Source organism: Winogradskyella sediminis (assembly GCF_003387355.1).
In the GTDB taxonomy this organism is placed as follows: domain Bacteria; phylum Bacteroidota; class Bacteroidia; order Flavobacteriales; family Flavobacteriaceae; genus Winogradskyella; species Winogradskyella sediminis.
Genome location: NZ_QUNH01000001.1, coordinates 272448 through 293627, shown reverse-complemented (window position 1 = coordinate 293627; position 21180 = coordinate 272448). Strand labels below are relative to the sequence as shown.

The following is a 21180-nucleotide window of genomic DNA, read 5'->3' as shown; positions in this document are numbered from 1 at the left end:
GTGCCCTCTTTTAATTCTTAAATGTTGTTTTAAATAAGCTAGGGTTTATTGTAACCATAATCCAAGCCCAATTATTGTTATTGTCTTTGTTTCCTTCTTTTAAAACTTCCATGGTTTCGGTAGCAAATAGTTGAGAATATCCTGCTTCAAATTTAATTGTCTCACTCCATTTATAGCCTAAAACCACATCTAACTCTGTGCCTAAACTCGTATTCATCTTATTACCTGAAATGTCAATCACTTTGGCTGCTGAAGAAAATATATGAGGTGTTAGTGCTATTGAAGCGTTATGTTTTTGCCAACTTAAATTGGCATGGATATCTATAAGACCTACCGAATTAATATGGTTTCCGACATAAAAGTAATCCATAAGACCATTGAATTTGTGATTGGTTCCAAACCATGGATTAAATGATTTTAGAGTGTTTTCTGTTGAATTCATATCTGTCCCAGAAAGATATTCAATACCTATGCCTGTTTTTAATTGGGTATTCAATTTATAATAAGCATTCGCAGCTATATTGATGGCATTTAAATCACTGTCAGCAATTTTTCCAGTCTGAAAATATAAAGAAGCGTCCAGATCTAATCTATTGTTTTTATAAGCAACTCTAGATCCTATAGTTTGGTTATAATTGACGTTTTGCTCGTTATTGTCATCTTCATAAGTTAAGCCGTTATTTAAGATTAAAAAACTAAGACTAACAGCGTTTAATTTAGTGTGATACCATACATATTGAAAAGCTTTATAATCATTAACCAAGTAGTCTTCTTCAAAAAGTGTTTCCGCATTTTCATTCATTGCTAAACCGAAGTCAATTTGGTTTTTAGCGTTGGGTTGGTAGGTTAATATCAAAGCATCATGGCTTCTTGCTTGTTGCGCCCAACCGACATTTCCAAATATTCTATGATCATCATATTTTAGTTCTTGTCTACCTAATTTTAAAGCGATTTTAGAATTTAGTACTAGCTGAGCCCAGGCTTCGTGAATAGTTATCCCGTTAGCATCTGAAGTTGATAAGGTGGCAACATCTCCCCAAACTCTTACATTTTGAAAAGCGATATAGGTATGGAGCTTTTCACTTTTATACTTTAAATTTAAGCGTGTGCGTTGCGATATAAGGGTCGCTGCATCACTGTTGTCTGGGAAAAGTGTTTTATAGCCATGTCGGTATTCAAAACGTGGTCTTAACTCGCTTGAAATTTCAAATTCTTGAGCATAGGATGTCATTACAACACCTAAACATAGGATTGTTAACAGTGTTTTCATCTTGGTCGTTTTAATGGGAGAGTTGCAGAATAGTTTCTATAGTGTCTTTGTTCTCTACTCCTAAACCTTCTTGTTGGTATTGTAATTCTCCTTTGGCATTAAACACGCTAATAATATTAGAGTGCGAAAAATCTATAGGAGAAATTTCCTTATATTTTACAGAAAGTACATTTGCAAATTCTCTCACTCCACTTTCTGTGCCTTGTAAAAAGGTCCATTGCGCTCCATCCATTTCATTTTCTATGGCAAATGCCTTTAAACGTTGTGGTGTATCTGTTTCTGGGTCAATAGAAACCAAAGCAAACTGCACATTATTTATGTTTTTTGCAGGAATTTTAGCTTCAATGTTTCGCATATCTGCCACCAATCTTGGACAAGCTGCTTTACAAGAAGTGTAAATCATTACCACAACTAAGGTTTTTCCTTTAAGGTCTTTAAGCAAAATTTCGTTGCCTTCTTCTGTGTGCCATTTACTTGTAAGATTGAAAATAGATGCCTCTGAAATGTCATCAGTTTCTATGGTTTTTGAAGTGCCTTCTAATTGTTTTAAATCCATTTTGCAAATAGGACAACTCCCTTCTTTGCTATAGGTTTTGTTTCCCTCACATTGCATAGGACACTGAAAAAATGCTAAATCTGCAGTTGTATGTTTGGATGTATTTGAATTACAAGCCGTAAGTGATACGAGTAATACAAAAGTGGATAGTATTATTTTTAAATGTTTCATCGTTGTTCTTTTAAATCTTGTACACATCGGAAGCCTAAGTTTTTCATGGAATATTTCGCTTTAAGGCTTCCTCTTATAGCGTAACGCATAAATGCGGCATAATTCATGAGGTCAGTGGCATTAACTGCTGCACTTCCACAGAATAGATTACTGTCTTTGTCCACGTCTTTTCGTGATTCTCCAGTGATTAATACTGAATTAAAATCTAAAGTCCATTCCCAAACCAAACCATGTAAATCGTATACTCCCCAAGCATTCTTTTTTGTTTGGCCAACTTTGTTTTCCTTTGTTCTTGGTGCTTCATACCATGCTAAAATTTGCTGATTATAATCAGGCTTCACTCTGGCATCTTTGGTGGTTTCATCTGCCATGGCAACATATTCCCATTCATCTACTGTTGGCAAACGTTTACCTTGGCATTCGCAATAGGCTTTTGCAGCAAACCATGATACATAGGTTATTGGATTTTTTTCGGAAATAGAATCCCTAATTTTTAAATCCATTTTCCAATCTGCCAAATAGCTCTTGTCAGCAAATAATGAAATCACTTTAGATTTTCTCCACTTTGGGTGTGTTTCTACAAATTGAATGTATTCTGCTGTGGTCACAGGGTAAATATCCATTTTAAAATCTTTGACTTCAACAACTGTAGAGTCGCGTCCATATAAAGGGATATAACGACTACCTTCTATAAGCACCATGTCTTTAGTTTGTCCAATCATTATGGATTGAACCATTAAGCATAGTGTAAACAAACTAAAGACCGTAGCTTTCATAATTATTATTTCTTTTTAACGTCGTCAACCATCTTTTTGGTCACTACTTTTTTAGAATTTCCCCAACTGTTGTAGACGTAGGTTAATACGTTGGCAACATCGTCTGACGAAATCATTTGCTTCGTCATAACACTATTATAGGTGTTACCATTAACTGTAATTTCGCCGCTTAGCCCATTGACCACAACTCCAATTGCTCTATTTACATCGGCATTTAAATAATCTGATTTTGCTAATGGAGGAAAGGCATTAGGAATACCTTGACCTTCCGCTTGGTGACAAGCAAAACAGGTTTGCATATAAATTTGTTTTCCAAACTTCATTTGTTCTTTAAAAGATTTTGCTGGAATTTCAGATTCTACAATTTCATCGGTAGTTGGCATGTTTTGTATTCCTGGACCTTCAGGCAGATAGATGCCTTCTCGTATTTCACCTGAATAGATTTTCTTTTCTTCTTCACCTTCAACTTTTAGCATGCCTAAAGCTCCTTTGTTAAACGCTCTAAAAATGGAGTGATCTACTAAAATAAAAGTCCCAGGAACATCAACTCTAAACTCTACAATCGCTGCACCTCCTGCAGGAATCAATGTCGTTTGTACGTTTTCATTAATTAATTCGCCACCTTCAACGTGTACTTTATCAAAAATTTCACCAATAACATGAAAAGAAGAGACGAGGTTGGGACCACCATTTCCGACAAAAAGTCTAACCGTTTCTCCTACTTTAGCGGTTATGGCCTTGTCACCTGTAAGCGCTCCTACACTTCCGTTAAAGACAACATAATCGGCATTTTCATCAACGGCTTTTTGCATGTCAAAAGGCTGTAAGCCGCGTTCCCCATTTTTGCCTTTGGTGTAAAAATCCCCTTGCATTATGTAGTATTCTTTATCAACTTGAGGTAAGCCACCCTCTGGTTCTACTAAAATAAGACCGTACATACCATTGGCAATGTGCATACCTACAGGTGCTGTAGCACAATGGTAAACATATAGACCTGGGTTTAGGGTTTTAAACGAAAATGTTTTTTCGTGTCCTGGTGCAACAAAAGAAGATTCTGCACCACCTCCTGGTCCGGTTACGGCATGTAAATCTATATTGTGAGGTAATTTATTGTCTGGGTGATTAGATAGCGTGAATTCAACTTCATCTCCAACTCTGGTTCTAATAAAACTGCCAGGCACAGAACCACCGAAGGTCCAATAGACATACTTTACTCCATCTGTTAACTCTCCTTCCTCTTCAAGAATTTCCATATTAACTATAAGCTTTTTTGCTTTTCGTCTTCCAACAGGTGTTGGTACATTAGGAGGTGCAGTTAACTCTGCTAACATCTCTCGACTCACAGGAATATCAGAAGTTATGGTATGCTGTTCTTTTTTTTCCTCGTCTCCACAACTTAACAAGATTAAAGCTAAGCCAAGAAGAATTGTTTTTAGTGTTTTCATAGGTTTACGTGGTTTGATTTAGTCAAAAATAAACGGATAAATCATGAGATAATATGACAAATATCATATTTAGGATAATTTTGTCCTAATTAATCAGATGTGAAGCTAATGGATTGAAGTTTTGTTTAATAAGAGGTGAAGAGGTGGCTTGGTTTAAAGGAGTTAAAACCTAAAACGTACAAATGGCATCCAAGCTTCAGAATAGATGCTTTTATCTTTGTCGTATAATACATCATATCTAATTCCAATAGTTACATTGTTATTAGAGTAACCTGCGCCTAAAAATAATGCCGGATACCAATAATCTTCTTCAAGATTAGTGATAAATCTATCGTCAAATGTTCGGCTAACGTGTAACTGTTCAAATTCTGTTGAGATTTGTATTTCTCTGTATGGATTAAATAGTCCGATAATACTTCCTCCTAAAACGGTGGATTTATATACGTCTTTTTGGCTGCTATAAGAAAAGTTTAGTCCAATTCCTGAAGCGATATAAGGATTAAACCTATATACGGCATTGGGTGTCAATGAGCCATTGAAAAACCCATCACCAAAATTTAAACCTATGCCTCCTCCGTATTCTACAGAATTCCAAAAATTAGTCTTAGATGAGGTTGGAGATTGTGCAAATGCAAATAATGTAAAAAAATACATTAAAGTTGTGCATAGTATTATTTTATAGGTTATAAAATACTTCAAATTTGTCATAGCATTATTAGTTCTATTCAATATGTTATAAATATAATAAATCCTTATCTATATTTGCCAAAAGTTGTATTTTTGACTAAATTATGTTGAAACGACAACGTCTCAAAAAGTAAAATGGATAAATATTCCTTTCTCAACGCGGCACATACGGCATATTTTGCTGATTTATACGACCAATATTTAAAAAACCCAGATTCTGTAGAGCCAAGTTGGCGTGCCTTTTTCCAAGGCTACGACTTCGGATCCGAAACTTTTGGATTAGATGGTGAAATTATAGAGGGTGTTTCTACCCAAATCCCAGAACAGGTTCAAAAAGAATTTCAAGTTCTAAAACTTATTGATGGTTATAGAAGTAGAGGGCATTTGTTTACAAAAACAAACCCTGTACGAGCAAGACGTAAATACGCACCAACCTTAGAAGTTGAAAACTTTGGTTTATCAAAAAATGATTTACAAACCGTATTCTCTGCCGGAGAAGTACTAGGTTTAGGGTCGGCAACTTTGCAAACTATTATAGATCATTTAGAACGCGTATATTGCGAATCTATTGGTGTAGAGTATATGTATATCAGAAAACCTGAAGAAATTAAGTGGATTCAGCAGAAGCTGAATGTCAATGATAATCATCCGCAGTTTTCACCAGATCAGAAGAAGACAATTTTAAGAAAACTCAACGAAGCCGTATCATTCGAGAATTTCTTGCATACTAAATATGTAGGTCAGAAACGATTTTCTTTAGAAGGAGGTGAAGCTTTAATTCCGGCTTTAGATGCATTAATTGAACATGCATCGGGTTACGATGTAAAAGAGTTTGTTATGGGTATGGCACACCGTGGCCGTTTAAGTACTTTAACAAATATCTTTGGAAAATCTGCAAAAGATATTTTTAGCGAATTTGATGGTAAAGATTACGAGCAAGAGGTTTTTGATGGTGATGTAAAATACCATTTAGGATGGACGAGCGATCGTGTGAGTGATGCAGGTAAAAGAATTAACCTAAATATAGCTCCAAACCCTTCGCATTTAGAAACAGTTGGTGCTGTTGTAGAAGGTATAGTTAGAGCAAAACAAGACGATAAATATCCTGATAATCCATCGCAAGTATTACCAATTATTGTACATGGAGATGCTGCTATTGCAGGTCAAGGTTTGGTGTACGAGTTGATACAGATGGCCAAATTAGATGGTTATAAAACCAACGGAACCATTCATATTGTAGTTAATAACCAAATCGGGTTTACTACCAATTATTTAGACGCACGTTCTAGTACGTATTGTACAGACGTTGGTAAAGTGACACTTTCACCAGTGCTGCATGTTAATGCAGATGACGCTGAAGCCGTTGTACATGCCACATTATTTGCGCTTCATTTTAGAATGAAGTTTAAGCGCGATGTGTTTATTGATATGTTAGGTTATAGAAAATATGGACATAATGAAGGGGATGAGCCTAAGTTTACTCAGCCTTTATTATATAAAGCAATTGCAAAGCATAAAAATCCGAGAGATATTTACGCCGAACGTTTAATCGCTGAAGGTGTTATTAATAGTGATTTTGTAACTGAAATAGAGAAAGAGTACAAAGATAAGCTTGAAGAAAAGCTTGAAGATTCTCGAAAAATAAAGAAAACTGAGATTACACCATTCATGCAAAATGAGTGGACCAATTTTACAACAGCTCAAGAGGATAAAATGATGCAGCCAGTGGATACATCATACTCTAGAGAAGGGCTTAAAAAAATTGCGGAAACCATCTCTAGTTTACCAGAAGACAAAAAATTTATAAGAAAAATACAACGCTTAATAGAGTCAAGAAAAACGATGTTTGAAGAAGATCGATTGGACTGGGCAATGGCAGAACATTTAGCTTATGGTTCTATCTTGTTAGACGGAAATGACGTGCGTATGTCTGGACAAGATGTAGAACGTGGTACTTTTTCACATCGTCATGCAGTAGTTAAAGTAGAAGATAGTGAGGAAGAAATTATATTACATAACAAACTAAGTGACGACCAAGGTAAGTTTTATATATATAACTCTCTGTTATCTGAGTATGGTGTGGTTGGTTTCGATTATGGTTATGCCATGGCGAGTCCTGAAACATTGACAATTTGGGAAGCACAGTTTGGTGACTTTAGTAATGGAGCTCAAATAATGTTAGACCAATATATCTCTGCTGCAGAAGATAAGTGGAAACTACAGAATGGCTTAGTGATGTTATTACCTCATGGTTATGAAGGTCAAGGAGCAGAACATTCATCTGGCCGTATGGAGCGCTATTTACAACTCTGTGCTAAGGATAATATGTTTGTTGCCGATTGTACAACACCTGCGAATATGTTCCATTTATTACGTAGACAAGTAAAAGCAGACTACAGAAAACCATTAATTGTATTTACTCCAAAAAGTTTATTACGCCATCCAAAAGTAATTTCTACAGTAGATGAATTTGTAAACGGAAGTTTCCAGATGTTAATAGATGATGCTACGGTACAAGTAGAAAAGATAAAAACGTTAGTTTTTGTTACAGGTAAATTTTATTACGATTTATTAGAAGAACGAGAACTATTAGAAAGAGATGATGTTGCTTTAGTTAGAATAGAACAATTATTCCCTTTACCTTCTAAAGATATGAGAGCTGTATTGGATAAATATAAACATGCAGAGGACATTGTTTGGGCTCAAGAAGAACCAAGAAATATGGGAGCTTATGGCCATATGCTAATGAACTTTGATGAAGCAAAACAATTTAGAGTGGCTAGTAGAAGACCTTATGGAGCTCCAGCAGCAGGAAGTTCAGTGCGTTCTAAGATTAGACACAAAGAAGTTATAGATTACGTTTTTGATAAAGCCAAAAACAACCAAAGATAAATAGAATAAACACAACGCAAATTAGAGCTTAAATAAAACAATAAAGCATGATTTTAGAAATGAAAGTGCCTTCACCAGGCGAATCAATTACTGAGGTAGAAATTGCAGAATGGTTAGTGCAAGATGGTGACTATGTAGAAAAAGACCAAGCAATAGCTGAAGTAGATAGTGATAAAGCAACCTTAGAGTTGCCAGCAGAAGCTAGTGGAACAATTACACTAAAAGCCGAGGAAGGTGATGCTGTTGAAGTTGGTGCAATTGTTTGTTTAATAGATACTGGTGCGGCCAAACCAGAAGGTAGTGACGCTCCAGCAAAAGAAGAAAAGAAGGAAGAGTCTCCTGCAAAAGTAGAAACTCAACCTGCCACTTCTAATGCTCAAACGTATGCAACAGGAACTGCAAGTCCTGCCGCAAAGAAAGTATTAGCTGAAAAAGGAATTGATGCCAGTGCGGTTTCTGGAACAGGAAAAGATGGCAGAATTACTAAAGACGATGCTGTAAAAGCTGTACCATCTATGGGAACTCCTACAGGTGGAAATAGAGGAACAACGCGTAGTAAAATGTCAATGCTCCGTCGTAAAGTTGCCGAGCGTTTGGTTGAAGCAAAAAATACAACAGCAATGTTAACCACATTTAATGAGGTTAATATGACACCAATTTTTGAGTTGCGTAAGCAGTATAAAGAAGACTTTAAAGCAAAACACGGTGTAAGCCTTGGGTTTATGAGCTTCTTTTCTTTAGCTGTAGTTAGAGCACTACAAATGTATCCTGCCGTTAATTCTATGATTGATGGAAAGGAAATGTTGTCTTACGATTTTGTAGATATTAGTATTGCCGTTTCAGGTCCGAAAGGTTTAATGGTACCTGTAATTAGAAATGCAGAAAATTTATCATTTAGAGGTATAGAGTCAGAAGTAAAACGTTTAGCTCTTAGAGCTAGAGATGGACAAATTACGGTAGATGAAATGACAGGTGGTACATTTACCATTACCAATGGTGGAGTATTTGGTAGTATGTTATCTACACCAATTATTAATCCTCCACAAAGTGGAATTTTAGGAATGCATAACATAATCGAAAGACCTATAGCCGTAAATGGTAATGTTGAAATTCACCCAATGATGTATGTGGCATTGTCTTATGACCACCGCATTATTGATGGTAAAGAATCTGTTGGATTCCTAGTTGCTGTAAAAGAAGCACTAGAAAACCCGGAAGAGTTATTAATGGATAATAATGTTAAGAAGGCTTTAGAGCTGTAAATCTTATCTAACATATAAAAATGAGAAAGCGCAACTCCAGAAGAGTTGCGCTTTTTTTTTACTCCTAACTAACAAGAGTGCTTAACTAACTAAAATTAATTAAAGAAGTTAACAGCGATATTTGCTGAAATAACAATTACTGAACTAACAATTAATAAGATTACAAAGATCTTATCGCTTTTTGTACTCGATTCTTTTTTCATTGTTTCCATGGACTTATTGTGTTATTATAAACTCTGAATTATATTTTAATTTCGAGCTTATAGGATTATAATTTGAAGTTTGAATTAATAGCTGATGTAAAGTTGCAATTAATTATAACACAATACAATACGTGACTTTACGTATTTTTTTGTCTTTTTTGTAAAAAAAAAAGGCCCTGAACATAAGTTCAAGGCCATAATAATCCCTAAGAATTAATCAATTCTATGATGTTTTAGAATTAACTAATAGCAAATTGTATGTTACAACCCCTACATTTGTAACATGGTGTAAAGGTCATAAAAAAAATAATATGATACTATACGTAACTTTACGTAGTTTGTGACTTTTTTTAAAATAGGATCATAAATGATGTGAATTTTCCTTTGCCCAGATGAGTAAACTGTTTTGTTTGCGCTCTAATTTTAGCTTTTTTATAATATTACTTTTATGTTTTTCAACGGTTCTCGGAGAAATTAAAAGTATATCGGCAATTTCAACACCAGTTTTGTTTTCAGAAATTAATTTTACGATACCTTTTTCGTGTTTGGTAAGTAACTCAAAATTTTCAGGCAACTCATTTAGTTCTAAAAACTTTAATAGTTCTGGACTAAAATAAGAGTTGTTTTTTACTACAGATGAGATGCAGTTTTCAATTTCTACCAGTGCAAATTCTTTTAGAACATAACCGTAAATGTCTAAAGCTTTTGCTTCGCGGTATATTTTTTCATCTTTCTCAAAAGTAATAAGTACAATTTTAGTCGGAAGCTTATCCTTTTTACATTTCTCGGCAATTTCTAAACCAGAGTAAAACGGCATTTTAATATCTAAAATGGCAATGTCTGGAGTATGTGCTTTAATCAGAGTTAAAGCTTCTTTACCATTTTTTGCACTTGCTAATACGTTATATTCTTTTTCTATTAAAAAATCATGCAGACCTTTGAGGACCAGAGGATGGTCATCTGCTATAATGATAGTAGGATTCATTTTTTGCTATTAATTATTTAAAGGTAATAAGAAACTTTAGTAAAAAAAACTTCTCCATGCTATTTACAATTAAAAAGATTCTACAACTTTAAATACAAGTATTTTTTCTCATAGTCTATAATCCCTTTACCCTTTTTTAAGATGTCTGCTCCAATAATACCATCTACAGGGTCGGCATTATGATTCATTAAACCATTATTGACATGGGATAAATTAAAAAGAATGAGAGCGACTCGGTTTTTTTTCCATTTTCCTACTTTTATGGCATTAGATGATGAGATTTGCGTCAACATGTCAGAGGCACCTGCGCCAACCGCTTTAATTTCAGAGTCTTTTACTTTAAGTTTAAAACGTTCAATAGCTTCAAAGCCAACACAACTACTCGATGCTCCTGTGTCTAGGATAAAGCGTCCTTTTACACCATTAACACTAGCTTTTATTTCAAAATGATTGGTTTTAGTGAGTTTTAACTTCACTTTTGAATAGCCTTTATTAAGGAGGAAGTCCTTTAATGTTTCCATATGTTTTGTTCGATTTTTAATAACCAAAATAGATTATGCAATTATCAAGCCTAAAATGAGATGGTGTAATAAGCAAGAGTTGTTTAAAGTTTAATATGTGGTTATTGACAATAATATATAAAAGTCTTTAATAATAAGGATAATTATTGCTAAACCAAATGTCTTAATTGTTTAAAATTAGCACATAATTTTCCTCATAAGCAATTAAAATAAAGGCTATACTTTTAGTAAGATGTCATCCTTATATAATAGAGAACGTTGTTTTGTGTTAATATGATATATAGGCTTCTAAAAAGACCTTATAAATTGTTATTCGTTTTACATAAAGATTTTTTAAATTCGTTGAAAATAATGGGTTCATGAGGGAAAATAAATTACACGAAGACCAAAAATATATTGATGGATTGGCCAACAATAATACTACGGTTATTAAGGAGATTTATGTTAAGTTTTCATCTCGAGTAATTCAATATATCAACCAAAATAATGGTGATGCTTATCATGCCCAAGATGTTATTCAAGAAACTATAATTGCTATATATAATCAGGCCAAACAACAGAAGTTGCACTTAACCTGTCCGTTTGAAACATATTTCTTTTATTTATGTAAGCGTAAATGGTTAAACCGGTTGAAGGAAAATGTAGATGTTGTCAAGATAATGGATGAAAATGAATTAAATACAGATAATACTGCTAAGGTATTATCTGTTGAGACTTCTGTTTATGAACAAAACCACGCGTTGTATAATGAAGTGTTTCAGCATCTAGATGATGCTTGTAAAGAGATACTAAGAGCTACTTTTTCAACGAAGCCCAAGGTCGAAGTCGCTAAAAGCTTAAAAATCAATTATGCTGACGCGGTTAATCAAAAAGTATTATGTATTGGTGAATTAACCCAATTAGTACAGAACGCACCAAAATTTAACCTACAGTTTTACTAAACTTATGGAAAAACAAGATTTTATACAGTTCGAAAAGTTCTTGGTTGGTGATTTAACTAAAGATGAGTTGTCTATTTTTAATAAGCGTTTGCGATCTGATGCTCAGTTTAAGCAAGCTTTTGAAATATATAAAGACATTTCCGATCATCTGACACATGAAATTACAAATGAGCGACCAATATCTGATTTTAAAGCAAATCTTGATGTTATTTCTAGTCAGTATTTTAACGCCATATACGATGAAGATATTAATAGTATAGCGTCTTCCAAATCGCATTCTTATAAATTTATGATTGCCTTATGTGTTATCATCTTTATTGTTTTCTTAGTTTTTAATCTAGTTGTGAAATCTTAGTAAGACCACTATTCTCCTTTCAACATTATAATAATAGCGGATGCTAAGAGTTTTAGGAGAATGAATTAATGTTAAAGGTAAAGCAGAGTGTTACTTTTTATTACAAATACTAAAATGAAAGTCATTAAATCCAAGTTGACTTTTTTACTTTTGCAAAATGATAATTACCGATACCCATACCCATTTATATAGTGAAGCTTTTGCCGAAGACAGAGCAGAAATGATTCAACGTGCTATTGATGCTAATGTTACACGTTTTTTTATTCCAGCAATAGACTCTACATATACAGAATCCATGCTCCAATTGGAAAAAGATTTCCCTGAGCATGTATTTTTAATGATGGGACTGCACCCTACTTCTGTAAAAGATAATTATAAAGAAGAGTTGCGTTTGGTGGAAGATTTCTTGGCGAAACGCAAATTTTGTGCTATCGGAGAAATAGGAATTGATTTGTACTGGGATACCTCTACTTTAGATATTCAAATAGAAGCTTTTAGGTATCAAATAAAGTTAGCAAAACAGTATAAACTTCCTATTGTTATTCATTGTAGAGAAGCCTTTGATGAAATTTTTGAAGTTTTAGAAGCGGAACAATCTGATGATCTATTTGGTATATTCCATTGTTTTACAGGAACCTTAGAGCAGGCGCAAAAGGCCATTTCCTATAATATGAAATTAGGAATTGGAGGTGTGGTTACTTTTAAAAACGGAAAAATTGATCAATTTATTAATCAAATAGAGCTTAAACACATTGTTTTGGAAACCGATGCACCGTATTTGTCACCAAAGCCATATAGAGGGAAACGAAATGAAAGTGCTTATATTAACAAGGTATTAGAAAAATTAGCGGAGCTTTATAATACAGGTGTAGAAGACATCGCAAACATAACAACAGAAAATTCAAAAGCTATATTCGGAATCTAGATGACTAAACAACCACATATCCTATTAATTTATACAGGTGGTACCATCGGTATGGTTAAAGATGTTGAAAACGGAGCACTTAAGGCTTTTAACTTTGATAGTTTGCTTGTTAAGATTCCAGAATTGAGATTATTAGATTGTACCATTGATACCATTTCATTTGATGAACCAATAGATTCCTCTAATATGAATCCCAAATATTGGGGAGACATTGCGACCATAATTGGTGAGAATTACCTAAATTATGATGGCTTTGTGGTGTTGCATGGCAGTGATACTATGAGTTACTCTGCATCAGCACTAAGTTTTATGTTAGAAAACTTAGCAAAACCGGTCATCTTTACGGGTTCGCAGTTACCGATAGGAGATTTGCGTACAGATGCAAAAGAAAATTTAATAACCTCTATTCAAATGGCTTCTTTAAATATAGAAGGAATACCTATAATTAGAGAAGTAGGATTGTATTTTGAATATAAATTATACAGAGGTAATAGAACTACCAAACTAAACGCAGAACATTTTGAAGCGTTTGAGTCGTTAAACTATCCGCATCTTGCAGAATCTGGTGTACATTTAAAAGTGAATTCCGAATATTTATGGAAGCCTACACCAAACACAAAATTAATTTTACGTACTGCAATGGATACAAGTATTGGTGTGCTTAAGCTATTTCCAGGTATTTCTAGACCCATATGCGAAGCCATTCTCACAAGTAAATTAATTAAAGGACTTATCATAGAAACCTATGGTTCTGGTAATGCTACCACGGAAGATTGGTTTTTAAATTTACTAAAAGATGCCATTGCAAGAGGACTTCATATAGTCAATGTCACACAGTGCGCAGGAGGCAGTGTAAATATGGGGCAATATGAAACCAGTTCACAGTTAAAAACACTAGGAGTTATTTCAGGAAAAGACATCACTACAGAAGCTGCATTAACCAAATTAATGTACCTTTTAGGAGAGAAAATAGAGGCAAAAGAATTCAAAACTATTTTTGAAACGTCCTTAAGAGGGGAAATGTCCTAAAAATAACAGAAAATAACATTATAAATTTTAGTGTTTGAAGATTTTTTTGTTATTTGGCACAATGTAATTTTTGACTAAATTTAGAGAGAGGTGGCCGAGTGGTCGAAGGCGCACGCCTGGAAAGTGTGTATACCTCAAAAGGGTATCGAGGGTTCGAATCCCTTCCTCTCTGCTGATATTTATGCGCGATTATTGCATATTTTTTTTTACCTTTAACACTTTAACTAATAAAATTAAGATTCAGAACAATGAAAAGATTATTTTCTATCCTTGCCATAACATGTTTAATGGCTATCGGAACTGTTAATGCCAATGCAACAACAGCCTTTGCAAGTGCAACAGCAACTGTAACTAGTGTAACTCAAGCAGAAGAAACAGCTTCCGAAGATGTGAGTTTCCATCAAGAATTAAAAAAGCGTTTTATCGAAGGTGGTCCAGGCTTCATGGGAATTGTACTATTATGTTTAATTCTTGGTTTAGCTATCGCTATAGAGAGAATTATCTTTTTAAATCTTTCGACAACAAACACTAAAAAATTAACACAAAATGTAGAAGATGCCCTGAATTCTGGTGGTATCGAAGCTGCAAAAGAAGTTTGTAGAAATACAAAAGGGCCTGTTGCTTCTATTTTCTATCAAGGTTTAGACAGAGCCGATGAAGATATTGATGCTGCTGAAAAAGCTGTTGTAGCTTATGGTGGCGTGCAAATGGGACAATTAGAAAAGAACGTGTCTTGGATATCATTATTTATCGCTTTAGCACCAATGCTTGGTTTCATGGGTACGGTAATCGGTATGATTCAAGCCTTTGATAAAATTGAAGCCGCTGGTGATATGCAACCTTCTTTAGTAGCAGGTGGTATTAAAGTAGCACTTTTAACAACGGTATTTGGACTTATTGTAGCGATTATACTTCAAATCTTTTACAATTACATCATTGCTAAAATTGATAGTATTGTAAATGATATGGAGGATGCATCAATTACATTGATGGATTTATTAGTAAGACACAAAAAATAAAAAACAATTATGCACAAAATATTAAAAATAGTAGCTGCTATTATCAGTGTACTTGGCATTATCTTTCTTGGAAGAATAATTGCGGTAGGTGATGATGAAATAAAAGCAGCGGCATTAGCAGGAGATACTGCTATTGTAGATCCGATAGCTATTACAGCTTATATTATATTAGGACTCGTTTTATTATTTGTGGTGGTTTTTGTCTTAAAGAATCTATTCACAAATACAGCAGGACTAAAAAACACACTTATTGGTGTAGGAGCTTTTGCAGCCGTATTAATCATTTCATATGTGATTTCTGGTGGAGACGATATGCAGTATAAATTACAAGATGGTATTGCAACAGAAAGTCAATCTACAATGGTAGGAGCTGGTTTAGTAGCTTTTTATATATTATTAGCTGTTGCTGCAATAACTATGATTTTTTCAGGAGTTAAAAAAGTAATCAGTAAATAATATAACATGGCAAAAAGAGCAGCACCCGAAGTTAATGCAGGATCAATGGCTGACATTGCCTTCTTATTACTTATATTTTTCTTAGTTACCACAACTATTGAGAAGGATAAAGGATTATTAAGAAGTTTGCCGCCTATTGATGACACCGAAGTTGAACCACCTGTAATTAAACAGAAAAACCTATTTACAGTTAATATTAACCGTAATAATCAACTTTTAGTTGAGGAAGAAGAAATTCCTATTAGCGAGTTAAGACAAGCGACTATAGATTTCTTAGATAATGGTGGCGGAACGAACCAAGCTGGTGAGCGTTGTGATTATTGTAAAGGAAAACGTTTAGAGGATTCCTCTGATCACCCTGATAAAGCAATTATCTCAATGAAACACGATAGAGAAACCACTTATGAAAAGTACATGGATGTACAAAATGAGTTGGTTGCAGCTTATAATTTCTTAAGAGAGCGAGAAGCATCTAGACTTTATAAAAAGTATTACCCAGATGCAGAAAAAGTATTTACGGCTATGCTTGAAGAGAAAGAGAAGAATCAATTTAGTAAGGATGAAGTTCTTAATGAGCGTATAGAAACCATTAAGAAGTTATTCCCAATGAAATTGTCCGAAGCAGAACCAGATAAAAAATAAAAAGTAACAATTATGTCTAAATTTAGAAAGAAAGATAAAGGTGATTTGCCTGCAATTTCAACGGCATCATTACCAGATATTGTATTTATGTTGCTTTTCTTTTTTATGGTTGCAACTGTAATGCGCGATAGTTCATTAATGATTGAGAACCAATTACCAAGTGCAGACCAAGTAGAAAAGCTGAAAAAAGATAGAACAATTTTTATCTATGCAGGTAAACCTAGTAGTCAGTACAAGCAATTTGGTGAAGAACCAAGAATTCAGTACAACGATGCATTTATTACTGTAGAAGATGTTCAGTCTTCTATTAATCAAGGTATTGTTGAAATGAATGAAGAACTACAAAGTAAAGTTGTTGTAGGTCTTAAAGTTGATAAAAATACCAACGCAGGTTTAGTATCTGATATAAAACAAGAACTGCGTAAAGCAAATGCATTAAAAGTAATGTATATTGCGAATACAAAAACTGAAGAGTTTTAATATATTCTTAATTTTATTGAAGAAGCGTCCTGAGTAATCAGGGCGCTTTTTTGTATTATAGATATTAAAGATTTTGTAGCTTTAGGCATCCATAACAAGAGGTATTCAATGTCTAGTATATATATTAAATTATTGAGATTGCACATGAAACGTTATCTGTTACCAATCCTTATATTAATGAGTTTTTTGGGCTTTTCTCAAAAGTATGATACCAATACGCCAGAGCTTTATACCAAGTACAGAGAAGATCAGTTTTATGCAGCTGTGACCTATAATTTACTTAATGATAAACCTAGTGATATTTCTCAAACAGGTTTTTCTTCTGGTTTTCATCTGGGCTTTATACGAGATATGCCCATTAATAAAAGGCGTAATGTAGCCTTGGGTTTAGGTTTAGGTATTTCCGCAAATTCATATAACCAGAAAAATGTTTTAATTCAGGAAATTGATAATACTATTAATTTTACTAAAATTGATGAAGGTGATTATGATGTATCCAAAAATAAGTTTGCGACCTACCTAGTTGAAGTTCCTTTTGAGTTGAGATGGAGAACATCAAGCCAAAGCGAATATAATTTTTGGCGTATTTACACAGGATTTAAAGTGGGTTACGTGGTTTATAATACAACAAAGTTTAAGAGCGAGGTCACTACAGAAAAGCTCTCTAATATCAATAGTTTTAATAGTATGCAATATGGATTAACCTTGAGTGCTGGTTATGGAACATGGAATTTTCATGTATATTATGGACTTAATTCTATATTTGATGGTACGACGTCTTTTGAAGGTAATAGTTTAGACATGACCTCCTTAAAAATAGGATTAATGTTTTACATTCTATAACCAATAATGTAGTAGAATACTCTGCGGAACCAAACCAGTAATTATACCTACAATTAACTCTTGAGACGTGTGCGCTTTAAGATGTAAACGTGAGGTAGCTATGGCACCAAGAATAACCATCATTAATGCAATTGTACCATTTATATTGATGTGGTAATGCATGCTTATAGCAACAGCAAACATAAAGAAACCCGAAGCTGCTATCATATGAATACTTGCCTTAATTTTGAAAACAGCTAGTATAAAGCACGTCAATGTAGATAATAGAATACCTACAAAGAAGTAGTACAATTCAATAATTTCTTCTGGTGGTAATACACGTATTAAAATCAATAAAGTAATCACACAATTAATAAAAAGTGGTATTAATCGTTCTTTGGTACTCTTTAAATAGATAGAGTTGACTTTATTAATTGTTTTAAGTAAGAAAAACAGAAGAATGGGAAGTATAATGGTAAGAATAACAATCGAAAATATTTTAGCATTTCTTACAGGCTCTGGTATATAACGTGGTGTCTTAGAAAAATAGAAAAGTATACCCAATAACGGCATTATTAATGGGTGAAAAACAAATGATATACCTTTTAAGATAAATTCCTTCATGTGTAATAACAAATGTAAAGTATTATCTTCATAAAAGTCAGTCTATATTTTAGCTTTTGATCAACGCTTATTGACGTCAGCATTAGTATAAAAGTTGTTATTCGTATTCAACTCAAAGCTCTTTTCGTAATCGAGCTACAGGAATGTCTAATTGTTCTCTGTATTTGGCGACAGTTCGTCTTGCAATAGGATAACCTTTTTCCTTTAGAATTTTAGAAAGGGCTTCGTCTGTTAATGGTTTCTTTTTGCTTTCTTCGTCTATAACGGTTTCAAGAATCTTTTTAATTTCTCTGGTAGAAACTTCTTCACCCTGATCGTTAGTCATAGATTCTGAAAAGAATTCTTTTATCAATTTTGTACCATAAGGAGTGTCAACATATTTGCTATTGGCCACACGAGAAATAGTGGAAACATCCATTTCAATTTCATCGGCAATATCCTTTAAGATCATTGGTCGCAAATTACGCTCGTCCCCTGTTAAGAAATATTCCTTTTGATAGTGCATAATAGCGCTCATAGTCACAAATAATGTTTGCTGACGTTGTCTTACAGCTTCTATAAACCATTTGGCAGCATCTAACTTTTGCTTTATAAACATTACGGCATCCTTTTGGGCTTTAGATTTATCTTTTGTCTCTTTATAGCCTTTTAGCATGTTATTGTATTCTCTAGAGACGTGAAGCTCTGGTGCATTTCTACCATTGAGCGTTAATTCTAATTCGCCATCCACAATCTTTATGGCGAAATCAGGTACAATATGTTCTACAATTTTATTGTTACCAGCATAAGAACCTCCTGGCTTAGGATTTAGCCTTTCAATTTCTTCAATAGCATCTTTAAGGTGTTCCTCGTTAATGTTAAATTTTTGCATTAACTTTTTGTAATGCTTTTTAGTAAATTGCTCAAAACCATTATCTATAATAGTCGTTGCTAATTCTACATCTGGATGCTGTTCTTTGCGGTGCAATTGTATACTTAAACACTCTTGCAGATTACGTGCGCCAACTCCTGCAGGATCTAATTGATGAACGACTCCCAAAACCTTTTCAACTTCCTCTTCTGTTGTGTATACATTTTGCGTAAACGCTAAATCATCGGTAATGTCAGATAAGGAACGACGTATATAACCGCTTTCATCAACACTACCAACAAGGAAATAGGCAATTTCTTCTTCTTGGTCAGTTAACCTGAAGGTATTTAACTGATTAATTAAATGCTGTGTAAACGAAGTCCCTGCGGCATATGGCACAGATTTATCGTCATCATCCGCACTGTAGTTATTGGCTTGTGTTCTGTATTCAGGTATTTCGTCATCACTTAGATATTCATCAATATTAATATCGTCAGCTTCTATAGTTTCATTATCATCGTATGTTTCTTCAGAATTATCAAACTCATCAAAACTGTCTTCAGACGTCTCTGATTCTTTTCCAGTGTCTAAGGCAGGATTTTCTTCTAACTCTTGTTTTAAACGCTGCTCAAAAGCTTGTGTAGGCAATTGAATCAACTTCATAAGTTGAATCTGTTGAGGAGACAACTTCTGAGAGAGCTTAAATTGTAAAAACTGCTTTAATGACATATGCTTTTAATTGATAAGATAAAAATAATAAAAAAACCTATCAGGCTTTGCAACCTAACAGGTTTAAATATAATAATTAAAACTCTGCGTTTTGTGGTGTTCTAGGATAAGGTATTACATCTCTAATATTTCCCATCCCAGTAGCAAACATTACCAAACGCTCAAACCCTAAACCAAAGCCAGAGTGTACTGCAGTACCATATTTTCGTAAATCTAAATACCACCATAACTCTTCTTCTGGTATATCTAAAGCTTTCATTTTTTCTTTTAATACGTCTAAACGTTCTTCACGTTGCGATCCTCCTACCATTTCTCCTATTCCTGGAAACAGGATATCCATAGCTCTAACGGTTTTGCCATCTTCATTTAGACGCATGTAGAAGGCTTTAATATTGGCTGGGTAATCAAATAATATTACCGGACATTTAAAATGTTTTTCAACTAAATAACGTTCGTGTTCAGACTGTAAATCTGCTCCCCATTCTTCAATGATGTAGTTGAATTTCTTCTTTTTATTTGGCTTACAGTTTCTTAAGATATCAATAGCTTCCGTATAGCTTACGCGTTTAAAGTTATTATCTACTACAAACTTAATTTTTTCAATTAAGCTCATCTCGCTACGTTGGGCCTGAGGTTTTGTTTTTTCCTCATCTAAAAGACGTTTCTCTAAAAATTCTAAATCTTCTTTATTGTTTTCTAGGATATGACTTAAAACAGATTTCATAAAATCTTCCGCCAAATCCATATTACCAGCCAAATCCATAAAGGCAACTTCTGGTTCAATCATCCAGAACTCTGCTAGGTGACGTGTTGTATTAGAATTTTCGGCTCTAAATGTTGGTCCAAAGGTGTAAACTTTGCCTAAAGACATGGCATAGGTTTCAGCTTCAAGCTGGCCAGACACCGTTAAATTAGTTTCTTTTCCGAAGAAATCTTCTTTGTAATTTACGGAGCCATCTTCGTTTAATGGAGGATTTTTTGCATCTAAACCTGTTACTCTAAACATTTCTCCTGCACCTTCAGCATCACTTCCGGTTATAATAGGTGTATGCATATAGTTAAAACCGTTCTCATTAAAATATTTGTGAACCGCAAATGATAATGACGAACGTAAACGCATTACAGCACTAAAAGTGTTTGTTCTGGTACGTAAATGTGCGTTTTCTCTTAAGAATTCAAAAGAGTGTTTTTTGGGTTGAATAGGGTAAGTTTCAGGATCGGAATCTCCTAAAATTTCTAATGTTTTTACAACAATTTCAACCGATTGTCCTTTTCCCTGGCTTTCTACCAACTCTCCAGTAACATGTATTGCTGCACCTGTAGTGACGCGCTTTAAAAGGGCTTCGTCGAAATTTTCAAAATCAACAACACATTGAATATTATTAATAGTAGAACCATCATTTAAGGCAATAAATCGGTTTGCCCTAAAAGTTCTTACCCAACCTTTAATAGAAACGTCTTGTAAGGTGACATCTTGTGATAATAATTGTGCGACAGTTTTTGAAGTCATTTTTATAAATAATTTTAAATGCTTAAATAT

Annotated in this window: 21 protein-coding genes and 1 tRNA gene; 12 read left to right on the top strand and 10 right to left on the bottom strand. The window is 34.0% G+C overall.

Annotated elements, in window-relative coordinates; genetic code table 11:
- Positions 1-10 precede the first annotated feature (10 nt).
- The 5 genes from C8N41_RS01285 to C8N41_RS01265 all read right to left on the bottom strand — a co-directional run bounded on the left by C8N41_RS01285 (position 11) and on the right by C8N41_RS01265 (position 4926).
- A complete protein-coding gene (locus tag C8N41_RS01285) occupies positions 11-1270 on the bottom strand; it encodes an alginate export family protein (RefSeq protein WP_115837887.1) in 1260 nt (419 codons plus the stop codon).
- Positions 1271-1280: 10 nt separating this feature from the next.
- Positions 1281-1997 carry an SCO family protein gene (locus C8N41_RS01280; RefSeq protein WP_115837885.1) on the bottom strand — a complete coding sequence of 239 codons (717 nt, stop codon included), beginning with the start codon at positions 1995-1997 and terminating at the stop codon, positions 1281-1283.
- Positions 1994-2773, bottom strand: coding sequence for a formylglycine-generating enzyme family protein (locus C8N41_RS01275; protein WP_115837883.1), 780 nt, complete (start codon positions 2771-2773; stop codon positions 1994-1996). The genes C8N41_RS01280 and C8N41_RS01275 overlap by 4 nt, the downstream gene beginning before the upstream one ends.
- A gap of 5 nt (positions 2774-2778) precedes the next feature.
- A complete protein-coding gene (gene nirK, locus C8N41_RS01270; protein WP_115837881.1) occupies positions 2779-4218 on the bottom strand; it encodes a copper-containing nitrite reductase in 1440 nt (479 codons plus the stop codon).
- A gap of 162 nt (positions 4219-4380) precedes the next feature.
- Positions 4381-4926: an alpha-ketoglutarate decarboxylase gene (locus C8N41_RS01265; RefSeq protein WP_249033214.1), complete on the bottom strand. Its 546-nt coding sequence runs from the start codon at positions 4924-4926 to the stop codon at positions 4381-4383.
- A 114-nt stretch (positions 4927-5040) separates the two neighbouring features.
- On the opposite strand from C8N41_RS01265, the gene C8N41_RS01260 reads away from it, so the two are divergent.
- On the top strand, positions 5041-7797 hold the full coding sequence (locus tag C8N41_RS01260; protein ID WP_115837879.1) for a 2-oxoglutarate dehydrogenase E1 component: 2757 nt from the start codon (positions 5041-5043) through the stop codon (positions 7795-7797).
- A gap of 47 nt (positions 7798-7844) precedes the next feature.
- On the top strand, positions 7845-9059 hold the full coding sequence (odhB, locus tag C8N41_RS01255; RefSeq protein WP_115837877.1) for a 2-oxoglutarate dehydrogenase complex dihydrolipoyllysine-residue succinyltransferase: 1215 nt from the start codon (positions 7845-7847) through the stop codon (positions 9057-9059).
- Between the two features lie 564 nt (positions 9060-9623).
- Here odhB and C8N41_RS01250 read toward each other — a convergent pair.
- Both C8N41_RS01250 and C8N41_RS01245 read right to left on the bottom strand, forming a co-directional pair.
- Positions 9624-10247 (bottom strand): response regulator, encoded by a 624-nt coding sequence (locus C8N41_RS01250; protein WP_092446491.1) that lies wholly within the window; start codon positions 10245-10247, stop codon positions 9624-9626.
- Positions 10248-10327: 80 nt separating this feature from the next.
- Positions 10328-10768, bottom strand: a complete 441-nt coding sequence (locus C8N41_RS01245) for a retropepsin-like aspartic protease (RefSeq protein ID WP_092446492.1) — start codon at positions 10766-10768, stop codon at positions 10328-10330.
- A gap of 359 nt (positions 10769-11127) precedes the next feature.
- Between C8N41_RS01245 and C8N41_RS01240 the strand changes: the two genes are divergently transcribed.
- The 10 genes from C8N41_RS01240 to C8N41_RS01195 all read left to right on the top strand — a co-directional run bounded on the left by C8N41_RS01240 (position 11128) and on the right by C8N41_RS01195 (position 17458).
- Positions 11128-11709, top strand: a complete 582-nt coding sequence (locus tag C8N41_RS01240; protein ID WP_115837875.1) for an RNA polymerase sigma factor — start codon at positions 11128-11130, stop codon at positions 11707-11709.
- A 4-nt stretch (positions 11710-11713) separates the two neighbouring features.
- On the top strand, positions 11714-12064 hold the full coding sequence (locus tag C8N41_RS01235) for a hypothetical protein (protein ID WP_115837873.1): 351 nt from the start codon (positions 11714-11716) through the stop codon (positions 12062-12064).
- 157 nt (positions 12065-12221) lie between these two features.
- Complete coding sequence (locus tag C8N41_RS01230; protein WP_115837871.1) at positions 12222-12989, top strand: TatD family hydrolase; 768 nt, start codon at positions 12222-12224, stop codon at positions 12987-12989.
- Positions 12990-14018, top strand: coding sequence for an asparaginase (locus C8N41_RS01225; protein WP_092446496.1), 1029 nt, complete (start codon positions 12990-12992; stop codon positions 14016-14018).
- 84 nt (positions 14019-14102) lie between these two features.
- Positions 14103-14190 (top strand) — tRNA-Ser (locus C8N41_RS01220).
- Between the two features lie 76 nt (positions 14191-14266).
- Positions 14267-15037 (top strand): MotA/TolQ/ExbB proton channel family protein, encoded by a 771-nt coding sequence (locus C8N41_RS01215; protein ID WP_092446497.1) that lies wholly within the window; start codon positions 14267-14269, stop codon positions 15035-15037.
- Between the two features lie 9 nt (positions 15038-15046).
- Positions 15047-15493 (top strand): hypothetical protein, encoded by a 447-nt coding sequence (locus tag C8N41_RS01210; protein WP_092446498.1) that lies wholly within the window; start codon positions 15047-15049, stop codon positions 15491-15493.
- Between the two features lie 6 nt (positions 15494-15499).
- Positions 15500-16135 (top strand): ExbD/TolR family protein, encoded by a 636-nt coding sequence (locus tag C8N41_RS01205; protein ID WP_092446499.1) that lies wholly within the window; start codon positions 15500-15502, stop codon positions 16133-16135.
- Between the two features lie 12 nt (positions 16136-16147).
- On the top strand, positions 16148-16615 hold the full coding sequence (locus C8N41_RS01200) for an ExbD/TolR family protein (protein ID WP_092446500.1): 468 nt from the start codon (positions 16148-16150) through the stop codon (positions 16613-16615).
- A 144-nt stretch (positions 16616-16759) separates the two neighbouring features.
- On the top strand, positions 16760-17458 hold the full coding sequence (locus tag C8N41_RS01195; RefSeq protein WP_092447787.1) for a porin family protein: 699 nt from the start codon (positions 16760-16762) through the stop codon (positions 17456-17458).
- On the opposite strand, the gene C8N41_RS01190 is transcribed toward C8N41_RS01195, so the two are convergent.
- From C8N41_RS01190 to asnS, 3 genes are all read right to left on the bottom strand, one after another.
- Positions 17453-18061, bottom strand: coding sequence for a hypothetical protein (locus tag C8N41_RS01190; protein ID WP_092446501.1), 609 nt, complete (start codon positions 18059-18061; stop codon positions 17453-17455). The genes C8N41_RS01195 and C8N41_RS01190 overlap by 6 nt on opposite strands.
- 112 nt (positions 18062-18173) lie before the next feature.
- On the bottom strand, positions 18174-19640 hold the full coding sequence (gene rpoN, locus C8N41_RS01185; protein ID WP_115837869.1) for an RNA polymerase factor sigma-54: 1467 nt from the start codon (positions 19638-19640) through the stop codon (positions 18174-18176).
- A 76-nt stretch (positions 19641-19716) separates the two neighbouring features.
- Complete coding sequence (gene asnS, locus C8N41_RS01180) at positions 19717-21150, bottom strand: asparagine--tRNA ligase (protein WP_115837867.1); 1434 nt, start codon at positions 21148-21150, stop codon at positions 19717-19719.
- Positions 21151-21180 lie beyond the last annotated feature (30 nt).

Coding starts and splice junctions, on each gene's coding strand:
- C8N41_RS01285 (WP_115837887.1), bottom strand. CDS start 1,270: ATGAAAACACTGTTAACAATCCTATGTTTAGGTGTTGTAATGACATCC.
- C8N41_RS01280 (WP_115837885.1), bottom strand. CDS start 1,997: ATGAAACATTTAAAAATAATACTATCCACTTTTGTATTACTCGTATCA.
- C8N41_RS01275 (WP_115837883.1), bottom strand. CDS start 2,773: ATGAAAGCTACGGTCTTTAGTTTGTTTACACTATGCTTAATGGTTCAA.
- nirK (WP_115837881.1), bottom strand. CDS start 4,218: ATGAAAACACTAAAAACAATTCTTCTTGGCTTAGCTTTAATCTTGTTA.
- C8N41_RS01265 (WP_249033214.1), bottom strand. CDS start 4,926: ATGACAAATTTGAAGTATTTTATAACCTATAAAATAATACTATGCACA.
- C8N41_RS01260 (WP_115837879.1), top strand. CDS start 5,041: ATGGATAAATATTCCTTTCTCAACGCGGCACATACGGCATATTTTGCT.
- odhB (WP_115837877.1), top strand. CDS start 7,845: ATGATTTTAGAAATGAAAGTGCCTTCACCAGGCGAATCAATTACTGAG.
- C8N41_RS01250 (WP_092446491.1), bottom strand. CDS start 10,247: ATGAATCCTACTATCATTATAGCAGATGACCATCCTCTGGTCCTCAAA.
- C8N41_RS01245 (WP_092446492.1), bottom strand. CDS start 10,768: ATGGAAACATTAAAGGACTTCCTCCTTAATAAAGGCTATTCAAAAGTG.
- C8N41_RS01240 (WP_115837875.1), top strand. CDS start 11,128: ATGAGGGAAAATAAATTACACGAAGACCAAAAATATATTGATGGATTG.
- C8N41_RS01235 (WP_115837873.1), top strand. CDS start 11,714: ATGGAAAAACAAGATTTTATACAGTTCGAAAAGTTCTTGGTTGGTGAT.
- C8N41_RS01230 (WP_115837871.1), top strand. CDS start 12,222: ATGATAATTACCGATACCCATACCCATTTATATAGTGAAGCTTTTGCC.
- C8N41_RS01225 (WP_092446496.1), top strand. CDS start 12,990: ATGACTAAACAACCACATATCCTATTAATTTATACAGGTGGTACCATC.
- C8N41_RS01215 (WP_092446497.1), top strand. CDS start 14,267: ATGAAAAGATTATTTTCTATCCTTGCCATAACATGTTTAATGGCTATC.
- C8N41_RS01210 (WP_092446498.1), top strand. CDS start 15,047: ATGCACAAAATATTAAAAATAGTAGCTGCTATTATCAGTGTACTTGGC.
- C8N41_RS01205 (WP_092446499.1), top strand. CDS start 15,500: ATGGCAAAAAGAGCAGCACCCGAAGTTAATGCAGGATCAATGGCTGAC.
- C8N41_RS01200 (WP_092446500.1), top strand. CDS start 16,148: ATGTCTAAATTTAGAAAGAAAGATAAAGGTGATTTGCCTGCAATTTCA.
- C8N41_RS01195 (WP_092447787.1), top strand. CDS start 16,760: ATGAAACGTTATCTGTTACCAATCCTTATATTAATGAGTTTTTTGGGC.
- C8N41_RS01190 (WP_092446501.1), bottom strand. CDS start 18,061: ATGAAGGAATTTATCTTAAAAGGTATATCATTTGTTTTTCACCCATTA.
- rpoN (WP_115837869.1), bottom strand. CDS start 19,640: ATGTCATTAAAGCAGTTTTTACAATTTAAGCTCTCTCAGAAGTTGTCT.
- asnS (WP_115837867.1), bottom strand. CDS start 21,150: ATGACTTCAAAAACTGTCGCACAATTATTATCACAAGATGTCACCTTA.